This is a genomic window from Streptomyces misionensis, from assembly GCF_900104815.1.
Taxonomy (GTDB): domain Bacteria; phylum Actinomycetota; class Actinomycetes; order Streptomycetales; family Streptomycetaceae; genus Streptomyces; species Streptomyces misionensis.
This window is the reverse complement of record NZ_FNTD01000004.1, coordinates 1,956,517-1,969,486: the sequence shown is the minus strand read 5'-3', so window position 1 is coordinate 1,969,486 and position 12,970 is coordinate 1,956,517. Positions and strand designations below refer to the sequence as shown.

Genomic DNA, 12,970 nt, shown 5'->3' with positions numbered 1-12,970 from the left:
GGCGGGGTCCAGTGGGGCGAACGCCGGGAGGAAGCGGTATGAAGGCACACGACGGTCTCTACATCGACGGAGCATGGCGCCCCGCCGGGCACCCGGACGACGTGATCGAGGTCGTGAATCCCGCCGACGAGCAGGTCATCGCCCGGGTCCCGGCCGCCGGCGCCGCGGATGTGGACACCGCCGTGCGCGCGGCCCGCGCCGCCCTGCCCGGCTGGGCCGCCACCCCGCCCGCCGAGCGCGCGGCCCGGCTGTCCGCCCTGCGGGACGTCCTGGCGGCCCGCAAGGACGAGATCGCCGAGACGGTCACCGCCGAACTCGGCGCGCCGCTCGCCTTCTCGCAGGCGGTGCACGCGGGCGTGCCCATCGCGGTCGCCGGGTCCTACGCCGAACTGGCCGCGAGCCGCCCCTTCGAGGAGAAGGTCGGCAACTCCACCGTCCTGCACGAGCCCGTCGGCGTGGTCGGCGCGATCACCCCCTGGAACTACCCGCTCCACCAGATCGTCGCCAAGGTCGCCCCGGCGCTCGCCGCGGGCTGCACCGTGGTCCTCAAGCCCGCCGAGGACACCCCGCTCACCGCCCAGCTGTTCGCCGAGGCGGTGCACGAATCGGGCGTGCCCGCGGGCGTGTTCAACCTGGTCACCGGCCTCGGGCCGGTCGCCGGGCAGGCGCTCGCCGAGCACCCGGACGTGGACCTCGTCTCCTTCACCGGCTCCACCGCGGTCGGCCGCCGGATCGGCGCGCTGGCCGGCGGGGCGGTGAAGCGGGTCGCCCTCGAACTCGGCGGCAAGTCCGCCAATGTGATCCTGCCGAGCGCCGACCTCGCCAGGGCGGTGAACGTCGGCGTCGCCAACGTCATGAACAACTCCGGCCAGACGTGCAGCGCGTGGACCCGGATGCTGGTCCACCGCGACCGCTACGCGCAGGCCGTCGAGCTGGCCGGGGCCGCCGCCGCCAAGTACGGCGACCGCATCGGGCCGGTGGTCAGCGCCAGGCAGCGCGACCGGGTGCGCGGTTACATCGAGAAGGGCGTCGCCGAGGGTGCCCGGCTGGTCGTCGGCGGCCCCGAGTCCCCCCGCGACAAGGGCTACTTCGTCAGCCCGACCGTCTTCGCCGACGTCACACCGGAGATGACGATCGCCCAGGAGGAGATCTTCGGCCCGGTGCTCTGCGTCCTGCCCTACACCGACGAGGAGGACGCCCTGCGCATCGCCAACGGCACGGTGTACGGTCTGGCCGGTGCCGTCTGGGCGGGCGACGAGGCCGAGGCGGTGGCCTTCGCCCGGCGGATGGAGACCGGGCAGGTCGACATCAACGGCGGCCGGTTCAACCCGCTGGCCCCGTTCGGCGGTTACAAGCAGTCCGGGGTCGGCCGGGAACTCGGCAGTCACGGCCTCGACGAGTACCTCCAGACCAAGTCCTTCCAGTTCTGAGGGAGTTCACCCGCCATGGCCGTACGAGCCGCTGTCCTGCCCGCCGTCGGCGCGCCCCTGGAGATAACCGGCATCGAGCTGCCCGACCCGGGCCCCGGCCAGGTCCGGGTCCGCCTCGCGGCCGCCGGGGTGTGCCACTCCGACCTGTCCCTGGCCGACGGCGTGATGCGCGTGCCGGTCCCCGCGGTCCTCGGGCACGAGGGCGCGGGCACGGTGGTCGCCGTGGGCGAGGGCGTCACCCATGTCTCGCCCGGCGCGCCCGTCGTCCTCAACTGGGCGCCGTCCTGCGGAGAATGCCACGCCTGCGGGCTCGGCGAGGTCTGGCTGTGCGCCAACGCCCTCAACGGCTCCGCCGAGGTGTACGCCCGCACCGCCGCCGGCACCGAGCTGCATCCCGGCCTCACCGTGGCCGCGTTCGCCGAGGAGACCGTCGTCCCGGCGGGGGCCGTGCTGCCCCTGCCCGAGGGCGTGCCGCTGACGGACGCCGCGCTCCTCGGCTGCGCCGTGCTCACCGGGTACGGCGCCGTCCACCACAGCGCCCGGGTCCGCCCCGGTGAGACCGTCGCCGTGTTCGGCGCGGGCGGGGTGGGGCTCGCCACCCTCCAGTCGGCGCGGATCGCGGGCGCGGCCCGGATCGTCGCCGTCGACGTCACCCCCGAGAAGGAAGCCCTGGCCCGCGCGGCCGGCGCCACCGACTACGTCCTCGCCTCGGCCGCCACCCCGCGCGAGATCCGCGCGCTCACCGGCGACCAGGGCGTGGACGTCGCCATCGAGTGCGCCGGGCGCGCGGTCAGCATCCGCGCGGCCTGGGAGTCCACCCGGCGGGGCGGCCGCACGACGGTCGTCGGCATCGGCGGCAAGGACCAGCAGGTCACCTTCAACGCCCTGGAACTCTTCCACTGGGGCCGCACGCTCTCCGGCTGCGTCTACGGCAACAGCGATCCGGCCCGTGACCTCCCGGTCCTCGCGGACCACGTCCGTGCGGGCCGGCTGGACCTGTCGGCCCTGGTCACCGAGCGGATCGGCCTGGAGGACATCCCGGCGGCCTTCGAGAACATGCGGGTGGGCAAGGGCGGCCGGGCGCTGGTCGTGTTCTGACCGGCGCGGGCGGCGTACGGGAGTCAGCGCAGCGCGTCCGCCGGGACGCCGAGCAGCGCGGACAGTTCGCGCTCGCCGGTCCCCGTCACCCGGACCGCCCGCTCGCTCCCGATCCGCTCGCACCACCCCGCCTGCAGCGCGTGCCGGCACAGCGCCGCCCCCGCCACCCCCGCCAGGTGGGGCCGGCGCTCGGTCCAGTCGAGGCAGGCCCGGGCCAGCGGGCGGCGCCCGCCGCCGTCCAGCGGGATGCCCGCGGCGGCGAACCACGCCAGCCCCGCCTCCGTCAGCGCGAAACCCGTGTCCTGCCGCAGCAGTCCCCGCGTGGTCAGCGCGTCCGTGAGCGTGATGCCGAGCCGCCCGGCGAGATGGTCGTAACAGGTACGGCCCCGCGCCATCGCGGACCCGGCGCTCGCCTCGCGCAGGGTGCGCACGGGCCGCCCCTGCGCCGGGGGCAGCTGCGCCGCGAGGTCCTCGACCAGCGTCGCCACCCGCGCGTCGGCCAGCCGTACGTACCGGTGCCGGCCCTGCCGCTCCTGCGCGAGCAGCCCGCCCGCGACGAGCTTGCCCAGATGCTCGCTCAGCGTGGAAGGGGCGACCCCGGCGTGCCGGGCCAGCTCGCCCGCCGTCCAGGCCCGGCCGTCCAGCAGCGCCAGCAGACACGCGGCCCGTGTCTCGTCCGCGATCAGAGCGGCCAGTGCCGCGAGCCCGGCCGCCCGGGGATCCTTCGTCCTGCCCATGCCGTCAAGGATGCGCCGGGCACCCTTCGGCCGGCGCCGAAGGGTCCGGGCTACGCGCCCTGCCGGATCAGCTCGTACTGCTGCGCCAGCCCGTCCAGCAGCGCCGTCAGCCCCGTCTCGAACGCCCGCTCGTCGATCTTCTCCTGCTGTTCGGCGAGCAGATGGGCCTGCCCGAGGTGCGGGTAGTCGGCCGGGTCGTACGCGCTGGCGTCGTCCACGAAGCCGCCGGCGAAGGAGCCGAGCGCCGAGCCCATGATGAAGTACCGCATCAGCGCGCCGATGGACGTGGCCTGCGCCGGCGGCCAGCCCGCGTCGACCATCGCGCCGTACGCCGCGTCGGCCACCCGCAGCGCGGCCGGCCGGCGCCCGGGGCCGCGGGCGAGCACCGGGACGATGTTGGGGTGGGCGCGCAGGGCGGCCCGGTAGGAGACGGCCCAGTCGTGCAGCGCGGTCCGCCACGCGCGGCCGTCCTCGAACATCGACAGGTCGACCAGCGCGCTCACCGAGTCGGCGACCGCCTCCAGGATCTCGTCCTTGGTGCGGAAGTGGTTGTACAGCGAGGGCCCGCTCACCCCGAGTTCGGCGGCGAGCCGGCGGGTGGAGACGGCGGCCAGGCCCTCCCGGTCCACGAGCTCCCGGGCCGTCTGGACGATCCGGTCGGTGCTGAGCAGGGGCTTGCGCGGTCGGGCCATGGCGCACATAGTAGGGCTGCGGCTGTAAACTAGCACTGCTAATTTAAATGTGTGGGGTGATCGCGTGGTGAACCTGGAGCTGAGCGAGGAGCAGGCCGCCGTACGGCGGCTCGCGCGGGACTTCGTGGCGCGTGAGATCGCCCCGCACGTGGTCGCCTGGGACCGCGCCGAGGAGGTCGACCGGGGCATCGTGAAGAAGCTCGGCGACGTCGGCTTCCTGGGGCTGACCGTCCCGGAGGAGTACGGCGGCTCCGGCGGCGACCACCTCGCGTACTGCCTGGTCACCGAGGAACTGGGCCGCGGTGACTCCTCGGTGCGCGGCATCGTGTCCGTCTCCCTCGGCCTCGTCGCCAAGACGATCGCCGCCTGGGGGGACGAGGAGCAGAAGCGGCGCTGGCTGCCGGGGCTGACCGCGGGCGAGTACGTCGGCTGCTTCGGCCTCACCGAGCCCGGCACCGGCTCCGACGCGGGCAACCTCACCACCCGGGCGGTGCGCGAGGGGGACGAGTACGTCGTCAACGGCACCAAGATGTTCATCACCAACGGGACGTGGGCGGACGTCGTCCTGCTCTTCGCCCGCTCCACCGACGCCCCCGGCCACAAGGGCGTGAGCGCCTTCCTGGTGCCCACCGACACGCCCGGTCTGAGCCGCCGCGCCATCCACGGCAAGCTCGGCCTGCGCGGCCAGGCCACCGCCGAACTCGTCCTGGAGGACGTGCGCGTGCCCGCCTCCGCGATGCTCGGCCCGGAGGGCAAGGGCTTCTCGGTGGCCATGTCCGCGCTCGCCAAGGGGCGCATGTCGGTCGCGGCGGGCTGTGTCGGCATAGCCCAGGCCGCGCTGGACGCGGCCGTCGCCTACGCGGGGGAGCGCGAGCAGTTCGGCGGCCCGATCGCCCGGCACCAGCTGGTGCAGGAGCTGATCAGCGACATCGCCGTGGACGTGGACGCGGCCCGGCTGCTGACCTGGCGGGTCGCCGATCTGATCGACCGGGGCGAGCCGTTCGCCGTGGAGTCCTCCAAGGCCAAGCTGTTCGCCTCCGAGGCCGCCGTCCGCGCCGCCAACAACGCGCTCCAGGTCTTCGGCGGCTACGGCTACATCGACGAGTACCCGGTGGGCAAACTCCTGCGCGACGCCCGGGTGATGACCCTCTACGAGGGCACCAGCCAGATCCAGAAGCTCCTCATCGGCCGTTCCCTGACCGGGATCTCGGCGTTCTGAGTATCCGGACTGAGTAGCCGAGCGGATGTGGCGCGGGCCACGTCCGCCGATGCTGTCGGTCATGAGTGACACACCGGTCAAGCAGCAGAGCACGGCCGCCTTCTACGGTCAGGCCGTCGCGTCCTTCGCGATCGCCATGGTGGCCACCTCCATCGGCATCTTCCGGCTGAACGCCGACGCCTGGGTGCGGGCCTTCCTGGCCATCGCCGTCCTGTACCTCGTCACCTCCGCCTTCACTCTCGCCAAGGTGATCCGGGACCGGCAGGAGGCCGGGCAGATCGTCAGCCGGGTCGACCAGGCCCGGCTGGACCGGCTGCTCGCGGAGCACGACCCCTTCGCCGAGAAGCTCTGACCCGCCACGGGCCCCTGGGCTGCTGCACTAAGCGCTCGCTCACCGTCGGCGGTATGGTGGTGCTCCTGTCACCGAGAGGGGCTTGTGAAGCGATGAGTACGGCGGAGGAGACGACCGGCGGCGAGGCCGAGCCGTGGGAAGAGGTCACCCCTGACGCGGCCCGGCGGCTGCTGGTCGCCGCCGTGGAGGCCTTCGCCGAGCGCGGCTACCACGCGACGACGACCCGGGACATCGCGGGCCGCGCCGGCATGAGCCCGGCCGCGCTCTACATCCACTACAAGACCAAGGAAGAGCTGCTCCACCGGATCAGCCGCATCGGCCACGACAAGGCGCTGGACATCCTGCGCACGGCGGCCGGCCGCGAGGGCAGCGCCAGGGAGCGGCTGGCCGACGCGGTCAGCTCCTTCGTCCGCTGGCACGCGGGGCGGCGCACCACCGCCCGGGTGGTGCAGTACGAGCTGGACGCCCTCGGCCCCGAGGCCCGCGCGGAGATCCTGGCGCTGCGCCGGCAGGTCGACGCCGAGGTGCGCGGGATCGTCGAGGACGGCGTCGCCGCGGGCGAGTTCGACGTGCTCGACGTCCAGGGCACCACGCTCGCCGTGCTGTCGCTCTGCATCGACGTGGCCCGCTGGTTCAACATCGACGGACCACGGACGCCCGAGCAGGTCGGCGAGCTGTACGCCGACCTGGTGCTGCGGATGGTCGGGGCGAAGTAGGCCGGCGGCTACAGGTAGTACCGCGACACCGACTCCGCGACGCACACCGGCTTGTCCCCGCCCTCGCGCTCCACGCTGAACGCGACGGTCACCTGGACGCCGCCGGTGACGTCCTCGACCCCGGTGATCGTCGCGGTGGCGCGCAGCCGGGAGCCGACGGGCACGGGGGCGGGGAAGCGGACCTTGTTCGTCCCGTAGTTGACGCCCATCTTCACGCCCTCGACCGCCATCAGCTGCGGCCCGAAGAGGGGCAGCAGGGAGAGGGTGAGGTAGCCGTGCGCGATGGTCGTGCCGAACGGCCCGGCGGCGGCCTTCTCCGGATCCACGTGGATCCACTGGTGGTCCCCGGTGGCCTCGGCGAACAGATCGATCCGCTTCTGGTCGACCTCCAGCCAGTTGGTGTACCCCAGCCGCTCGCCCACGGCCGCCTTCAGCTCGGCGGGGGAGGTGAAGATCCTCGGTTCTGCCATGTTCCCGGCCTCTCGCTCGCATTCCTAAGCAACTGCTTAGCATGGTCGGGGGCGGGGACGATGTCAACGGGACGTTCACTAGGCTGTGCGGGGTGCCCCAGATTCCCGAGAAGATCCACGAGCTGACCGTCGGCCAGTTGTCCGCGCGCAGCGGCGCCGCCGTCTCCGCACTGCACTTCTACGAGGCCAAGGGCCTGATCAGCAGCCGCCGCACCAGCGGCAACCAACGGCGCTTCAGCCGTGACACCCTGCGCCGGGTGGCCTTCATCCGCGCGGCCCAGCGGGTCGGCATCCCGCTCGCCACGATCCGCTCGGCGCTCGCCGAGCTGCCGGAGGAGCGGACGCCGACGCGGGAGGACTGGGCGCGGCTGTCGCAGGCGTGGCGCTCCGAACTCGACGAGCGCATCACCCAGCTCAACCGCCTCCGCGACCACCTGACCGACTGCATCGGCTGCGGCTGCCTGTCCCTGGACACCTGTGTGCTGTCCAACCCGGACGACGCCTTCGGGGAGCGGCGCGCGGGCTCGCGGCTGATGACGGAGCGCCCGCGGGGAGTGTGACGGGGACCCGCGCGAGAGGGGGCGGGCCCGGCGCCCCGCGCGGAGGGGGGCGGGCCCCGCGCCCCGCCGGCTCACTCGTACTCCGTGCCGCCCTTGCGGGTCAGGTACGCCGCGCTCACCGCCTTGGCGATCGCCCGGCCCCCGGTCACCGCGCTGTACCGCTCGGTCCGGGGCCGTATCACCACGCCCTCGCGCAGATGCAGCTCCCGCCCGGACACCGTCTCCCGGCCGCTCGCGACCGACAGCACCCGCTCGATGTCGTACGGCCCCTCGTACAGCCGGGGCACCACCGGCAGCTCGCCCTCCAGCAGCGCGGCCGCGTCCAGCCAGCGCACGGCGCCGTCGATCTCGGCGCAGACGTCGAACGCCGCGTAGCCCAGGGTGTCGCGCCGGCCGTCCGCGCCGTACGTCAGGTCCTGCACCCCCGCGCCGTACACCTCGCCGAAGACGCCGACGCGCCGCGCCCCGAGCCGCTCGGCCAGCCGGGCGGCGGCCGCCGCGACGCCGTGTCCGCGCACCGCCCGCCAGTACAGGTTGCGCGGGTCCTCCTTCAGGGCGAGGGACCTGGCGCCGAAACCCTTGGACGAGACGTACACCCGGTCCTGGTCGGCCACGTACGTCAGCAGGCACGCCGAGCCGTGCAGCTTCTCCGTCAGCACCACCGGCTCGCCCGGCGCGAAGACGTCCGGGTGGCGCTGGATGTTCTCGATGTCGACCCAGGGCAGCAGCTCGGGCGCCGGCTCCACCTCGCCGTTCATGGTGGGCGGGACCGGCGGTACCCATTTGGTGATGCCCAGCCGCTCCGCGAAGTCCGTGCCCTCGGCCGCCGCGGCGGCCAGGTCCACCCCGGCGAGCGCCTTCGGCCGGCACACGATCCCCTGCGACAGCTCGCCGCGCAGCCGCACCGCCCTGACCCGGTTCGCGGCGCCGCCCGCCAGCCGCCCGGTCAGCCCCAGCTCCTCGATCAGCCCGTCCGGCAGCACAGCCTGCTCGGGGATGTAGACGGCCGCCTCCCCGGTCCGGAACGCCCCCTTGGCGACCACGGCCCGGTACAGCCCCACCTGGGCCAGCTCCAGCGCGTCCGCGTTCGGATGCTCGTGGACGGTCAGCACCTCGGCGGTCACCCGCAGCGTGGACATGAAAAGCCCCCCGTTCGTCGGTCTCCGGCTCCAACGCCGCCCAGAGTCGCGGACGTCAAACGGGTGGAGCCACCGGATTCCGCGCTGCTACGGTCGCGGGCGCAGCGCATGGGCCACCAACTCCGCGTTGGACGCGGCCCGTTCGCCGTCCGGCAGGTACAGCGTGTCCTCCAGGCCGATGCGGGTGGCCAGTCCGAGGCGGCCGGCCAGCCGGACGAGCGGCCAGGTGCCGCCCTCCTCGCCGTGCAGGAGGACCGGACGGCCGTGGCGGTCGCCCAGTTCCGCCAGCAGCGAGCGGGCCGAGTCCGGTGCCGTGGCCGGGTCCGGGTCCGTCACCTCGGCCAGCACGCGCAGCACCCGCGGGGCGAGCGGAGAGGCGGTGAAGCGGGCCGCGGCACCGGTGCCGGACCAGATGCCCGCCTCGACGGCCACGCCCCGGTCCAGCAGCAGCCGCGCGAGGTCCTCGGCACCCGGCTCGTGCCAGTTGACCGAGGCGAAGTCGGGCAGGAGCGTCCAGGAGCGGACGCGGTCCAGGCGGCGGGCCGGGTCGGGTTCCGCCCAGGCGCCGGTCGTCACGCCGATCGGGACCGGGACGCGGGCGCGCAGCGCCTCGAGGGTCGGGGCGAGGACGCGGGGGGAGAGACTGTCGTGACCGCACGGGGACTTGGGGTGGACATGGATCTCCGTCGCCCCGGCCGCGACGGCGTCCGCGGCGGAACGCGCCATCTCCTCGGGGGACATGGGGACGGCCGTGCCGTCCTGGGGCGTCCGCCGCCCGTTGAGACACACCTGCACCATGACCCGATGGTGCCAGGCCCCACCGACGACCGCCCCACCGGCAAGGGCCCGACGGCCTCCGCGGCAGCGGAGCGCGGGGGTGCGGCATCCCCTGCGCGACCCCCTGATCGAATCCCGTACCGTCAGGCGGAGATCAGCAGTCGGCCCCGCCGGGCGTGGTCCAGCGCGCGCGGGGAGAGCACCGGGAGCGGCACGAGTATCCCGCAGTCCGTGCAGACCGGGCCGGAGGACGGCTCGTGGTCGAGGCCGTACTTCCACACGAGGCGGTCGGCGCCGCACACCGGGCAGCACGACCCCGGCTCCCGCTCCAGCGCGGCGATCAGCCGGCGCAGCACCTCGGCCAGGGGAGCGGAGGGGTGGACCCGCGGGTCGTCGCACCACGCGACGCCGAAGCCGCCCCAGGTCAGCCGGTGCCAGTCGTCCACGCTGCCCGGCCGGCGCAGCCCGTCGTGCTTCTCCCGGCGGCGCCGCTCGGTGAAGCCGGTCTCATAGGCGAGCCAGACGGACCGGGCCTCCTCCAGTTCCTCCAGTGCGGCCACGAGCCGCGCCGGATCGGGGGAGCGGTCCTCGGGTCCGAACCCGGCCCGCGCGCACAGATGGTCCCATGTCGCCCGATGCCCGTAAGGGGCGAACTTCTCCAGGCACTTGCGCAGCGAGTAGCGCCGCAGCGCCAGATCGCAGCCCGGATCGCGTACCTGTCTCGCCAGACTCCGGAAACCGGCCATCGCCCTGCACCTCCGTCACACCTGCACCTGTACTCCGGTCAGTTCGGCGTCGTCGTACGGACGTCGCCTGATAGACGTATCGACAGGCGCTTCGGCTCCATCTCTTCGCGTGGTTCCTCCCGGGGACCTTCCACTGCCCCCGAAAAAGTGACGCATGTTCATCTTCAACTTGGGGGATACCGGCGGTAACGTTCGCGCACCCCACTCGCTAGGAGCCGCCATGCCACGGCGAACCCCACGTATCGCCCTTGACGGAGTGAGAACGTTCCGCCGACTCCCCGGGTTCCTGAAGTCCGCGTCGGTATGCGTACTGATAGCCGGACTTCTCTCCCCGCTCACCCAGACCGCGGCCACAGCCGCCACCGCGGCCGCGTCCAACGACTACTGCGGCGGCCAGTGTTCGGACATCCTGCCGCCGGGCGAGAACGGCAACGCCACCCTCGCGCAGATCCTGCTCAACCAGGCCTTCGGCACCCAGCCCGCGCACGCCGAGGACCAGCTCGGGCCGTACGCCGACCTGGCCACGGGCTACAAGGGACTGTCCGACTCGACCATCAACAGCTTCTTCAACGACGCCTCCTTCGGCGTCCCGTCCGACCAGGTCGCCTCGACCGAGAAGCCGAACGGGCGCGGCGACGTGACGATCGTGCGCGACAAGAAGACCGGTGTGCCGCACATCACCGGCACCACCCGCTACGGCACCGAGTTCGGTGCCGGGTACGCGGCGGCCGAGGACCGGCTGTGGCTGATGGACGTCTTCCGGCACGTCGGCCGGGGCCAGCTGACCTCCTTCGCGGGCGGTGCCGCCGCCAACCAGGGCCTCGAGCAGGAGTTCTACCGCAACGCCCCCTACACCGAGGCCGACCTCCAGGCGCAGATCGACCGGGCGGTGGCCGGCGGCGGCGCCCGCGGCCAGCAGGCCCTCGCCGACGCGAACGCCTACCTGGACGGCATCAACTCCTACATCGACGCCTCCGACAGCGGCCGTTACTTCCCCGGCGAGTACGACCTGACCGGCCACAAGGACGCCGTCACCAACGCCGGCACCATCGACCACTTCAAGATCACCGACCTGGTGGCGCTGGCCTCCGTCATCGGCACCCTCTTCGGCTCGGGCGGCGGCGGCGAGGTCGACAACGCCCTCTCCCTGATGGCCGCCCAGAACAAGTACGGCGTCGAGGAGGGCACCAAGGTCTGGGAGTCCTTCCGCGAGCGCAACGACCCCGAGGCCGTGCTCACCGTCCACGACGGCCAGAGCTTCCCCTACGGCACCAAGCCCGCCACCGCCAAGGGCGAGGCGCTGCCCGACGCCGGCTCGGTGACCCAGGAGCCGCTGGTCTACGACCGCACCGGCAGCGCGGGCACCTCCGCCGCCCGGACCATGTCGCAGACGGCCGCCAAGTCCACGCTCGGCTCCGCCCACCGGGGCATGTCCAACGCCCTCGTGGTGAGCGGCAAGCACACCGCGAGCGGCCATCCGATCGCCGTCTTCGGCCCGCAGACCGGTTACTTCGCCCCGCAGCTGCTGATGCTCCAGGAGATCCAGGGCCCCGGCATCAGCGCCCGCGGCGCCTCCTTCGCGGGCCTGAGCATGTACGTCGAACTCGGCCGCGGCCAGGACTACTCCTGGAGCGCGACCACCTCCGGGCAGGACATCATCGACACCTACGCCGTCGAGCTGTGCCAGGACGACTACCACTACCTGTACCACGGCACCTGCACCGCGATGGACAAGGTGGAGCAGAAGAACTCCTGGTCGCCCACGCTGGCCGACGGCACCGCCGCGGGCTCGTACACCATGCGGGTGTGGCGCACCAAGTACGGACCGGTGGAGTACCGGGCGACGGTCGGCGGCAAGAAGGTCGCCTACACCACCCTGCGCTCCTCCTATCTGCACGAGGTCGACTCCATCATCGGCTTCCAGATGCTGAACGACCCCGGCTACGTCAAGGGCCCCCAGGACTTCCAGAGCGCGACGCAGCACATCAACTTCACCTTCAACTGGTTCTACGCCGACTCCCAGCACACCGCCTACTACAACAGCGGTGACAACCCGGTCCGCGCGGACGGCGTCGACCCCGAGTTCCCGGTGTGGGCGCAGCCCGCGTACGAGTGGCGCGGCTGGGCCCCGGACACCAACACGGCCGACTACACCCCGCCCTCCGCCCACCCCAACTCGATCGACCAGGACTACTACATCTCCTGGAACAACAAGCAGGCCAAGGACTACACCACCGCCTCCTGGGGCGACGGCTCCGTGCACCGCGGCAATCTGCTGGACGACCGGGTCAAGAAGCTGGTCGCGGCCGGCGGGGTGACCCGCACCCAGCTGGTACGGGCCATGGCGTCCGCGGGCGTGAGCGATCTGCGCGCCGAGGACGTGCTGCCCGAACTGCTCCAGGTGATCGGCTCCTCGCCGGTGACCGACTCCACCGCCGCCGGCGCGGTGAGCAAGCTCCAGGCCTGGGTGAGCGCGGGCGCCGGGCGCACCGAGACCTCCGCCGGTTCCAAGACCTACGCCGACGCCGACGCGATCCGCATCCTGGACGCCTGGTGGCCGCTGCTGGTCAAGGCCGAGTTCCAGCCCGGTCTCGGAAGCGATCTGTACAACGCGTTCACCGGCAACCTGTCCGTCGACGAGGCGCCGTCCGCCGGGCACGGCCCGACCGGCTCGCACGCCGGCAGCGCCTTCCAGTACGGCTGGTGGAGCTATGTCGACAAGGACATCCGGTCGGTGCTGGGGAAGAACGTGCAGGGTCCGCTCGCCGAGAAGTACTGCGGCGGCGGGGACCTCGGCGCCTGCCGGGACACCCTGATCAGCACCCTGAAGCAGGCCGCCGGGATGACCGCCGCCCAGGTCTACCCGGGCGACAGCCTCTGCTCGGCGGGCGACCAGTGGTGTGCCGACTCGATCGTCCAGCGCACGCTGGGCGGCATCAAGCACGGCAACATCAGCTGGCAGAACCGGCCGACCTACCAGCAGGTCGTGGAGTACACCGCGCACCGGTGACCCCCGGCCGTCGGACCGGTGCCG

13 protein-coding genes are annotated in these 12,970 nt (G+C 73.0%); 7 read left to right on the top strand and 6 right to left on the bottom strand.

Annotated elements, in window-relative coordinates; all coding sequences use genetic code 11:
- Positions 1 to 38: 38 nt before the first annotated feature.
- Complete coding sequence (locus BLW85_RS10490; RefSeq protein ID WP_074991904.1) at positions 39 to 1,430, top strand: aldehyde dehydrogenase family protein; 1,392 nt, start codon at positions 39 to 41, stop codon at positions 1,428 to 1,430.
- Between the two features lie 15 nt (positions 1,431 to 1,445).
- Positions 1,446 to 2,528: a Zn-dependent alcohol dehydrogenase gene (locus BLW85_RS10485; RefSeq protein WP_070027923.1), complete on the top strand. Its 1,083-nt coding sequence runs from the start codon at positions 1,446 to 1,448 to the stop codon at positions 2,526 to 2,528.
- Positions 2,529 to 2,551: 23 nt separating this feature from the next.
- On the opposite strand, the gene BLW85_RS10480 is transcribed toward BLW85_RS10485, so the two are convergent.
- Both BLW85_RS10480 and BLW85_RS10475 read right to left on the bottom strand, forming a co-directional pair.
- Positions 2,552 to 3,265 carry an ArsR/SmtB family transcription factor gene (locus BLW85_RS10480; protein WP_074991903.1) on the bottom strand — a complete coding sequence of 238 codons (714 nt, stop codon included), beginning with the start codon at positions 3,263 to 3,265 and terminating at the stop codon, positions 2,552 to 2,554.
- A gap of 50 nt (positions 3,266 to 3,315) precedes the next feature.
- The gene (locus tag BLW85_RS10475; RefSeq protein ID WP_070027919.1) at positions 3,316 to 3,957 is read right to left on the bottom strand and encodes a TetR/AcrR family transcriptional regulator; all 642 of its coding nucleotides are present in this window, start codon (positions 3,955 to 3,957) and stop codon (positions 3,316 to 3,318) included.
- A 67-nt stretch (positions 3,958 to 4,024) separates the two neighbouring features.
- Between BLW85_RS10475 and BLW85_RS10470 the strand changes: the two genes are divergently transcribed.
- The 3 genes from BLW85_RS10470 (at position 4,025) to BLW85_RS10460 (ending at position 6,244) form a co-directional block, all read left to right on the top strand.
- On the top strand, positions 4,025 to 5,176 hold the full coding sequence (locus BLW85_RS10470; RefSeq protein WP_074996036.1) for an acyl-CoA dehydrogenase family protein: 1,152 nt from the start codon (positions 4,025 to 4,027) through the stop codon (positions 5,174 to 5,176).
- 61 nt (positions 5,177 to 5,237) lie between these two features.
- Positions 5,238 to 5,528 (top strand): YiaA/YiaB family inner membrane protein, encoded by a 291-nt coding sequence (locus tag BLW85_RS10465; protein WP_070027918.1) that lies wholly within the window; start codon positions 5,238 to 5,240, stop codon positions 5,526 to 5,528.
- A 92-nt stretch (positions 5,529 to 5,620) separates the two neighbouring features.
- Positions 5,621 to 6,244: a TetR/AcrR family transcriptional regulator gene (locus BLW85_RS10460; protein WP_070027917.1), complete on the top strand. Its 624-nt coding sequence runs from the start codon at positions 5,621 to 5,623 to the stop codon at positions 6,242 to 6,244.
- 8 nt (positions 6,245 to 6,252) lie between these two features.
- Here BLW85_RS10460 and BLW85_RS10455 read toward each other — a convergent pair whose 3' ends face one another.
- On the bottom strand, positions 6,253 to 6,714 hold the full coding sequence (locus BLW85_RS10455; protein ID WP_074991902.1) for a MaoC family dehydratase: 462 nt from the start codon (positions 6,712 to 6,714) through the stop codon (positions 6,253 to 6,255).
- 92 nt (positions 6,715 to 6,806) lie between these two features.
- On the opposite strand from BLW85_RS10455, the gene soxR reads away from it, so the two are divergent.
- On the top strand, positions 6,807 to 7,274 hold the full coding sequence (gene soxR / locus BLW85_RS10450) for a redox-sensitive transcriptional activator SoxR (protein ID WP_074991901.1): 468 nt from the start codon (positions 6,807 to 6,809) through the stop codon (positions 7,272 to 7,274).
- A 71-nt stretch (positions 7,275 to 7,345) separates the two neighbouring features.
- Here the strand turns inward: soxR and BLW85_RS10445 are convergent, their stop codons facing one another.
- The 3 genes from BLW85_RS10445 to BLW85_RS10435 form a co-directional block, all read right to left on the bottom strand.
- The gene (locus BLW85_RS10445; protein WP_074991900.1) at positions 7,346 to 8,413 is read right to left on the bottom strand and encodes an RNA ligase (ATP); all 1,068 of its coding nucleotides are present in this window, start codon (positions 8,411 to 8,413) and stop codon (positions 7,346 to 7,348) included.
- 87 nt (positions 8,414 to 8,500) lie between these two features.
- A complete protein-coding gene (locus BLW85_RS10440) occupies positions 8,501 to 9,211 on the bottom strand; it encodes a 3-keto-5-aminohexanoate cleavage protein (protein WP_074991899.1) in 711 nt (236 codons plus the stop codon).
- 122 nt (positions 9,212 to 9,333) lie between these two features.
- Entirely contained in the window at positions 9,334 to 9,936 is a 603-nt protein-coding gene (locus BLW85_RS10435) for a hypothetical protein (RefSeq protein ID WP_070027911.1), read from the bottom strand.
- 220 nt (positions 9,937 to 10,156) lie between these two features.
- On the opposite strand from BLW85_RS10435, the gene BLW85_RS10430 reads away from it, so the two are divergent.
- On the top strand, positions 10,157 to 12,946 hold the full coding sequence (locus tag BLW85_RS10430) for a penicillin acylase family protein (RefSeq protein ID WP_074991898.1): 2,790 nt from the start codon (positions 10,157 to 10,159) through the stop codon (positions 12,944 to 12,946).
- Positions 12,947 to 12,970: the final 24 nt, after the last annotated feature.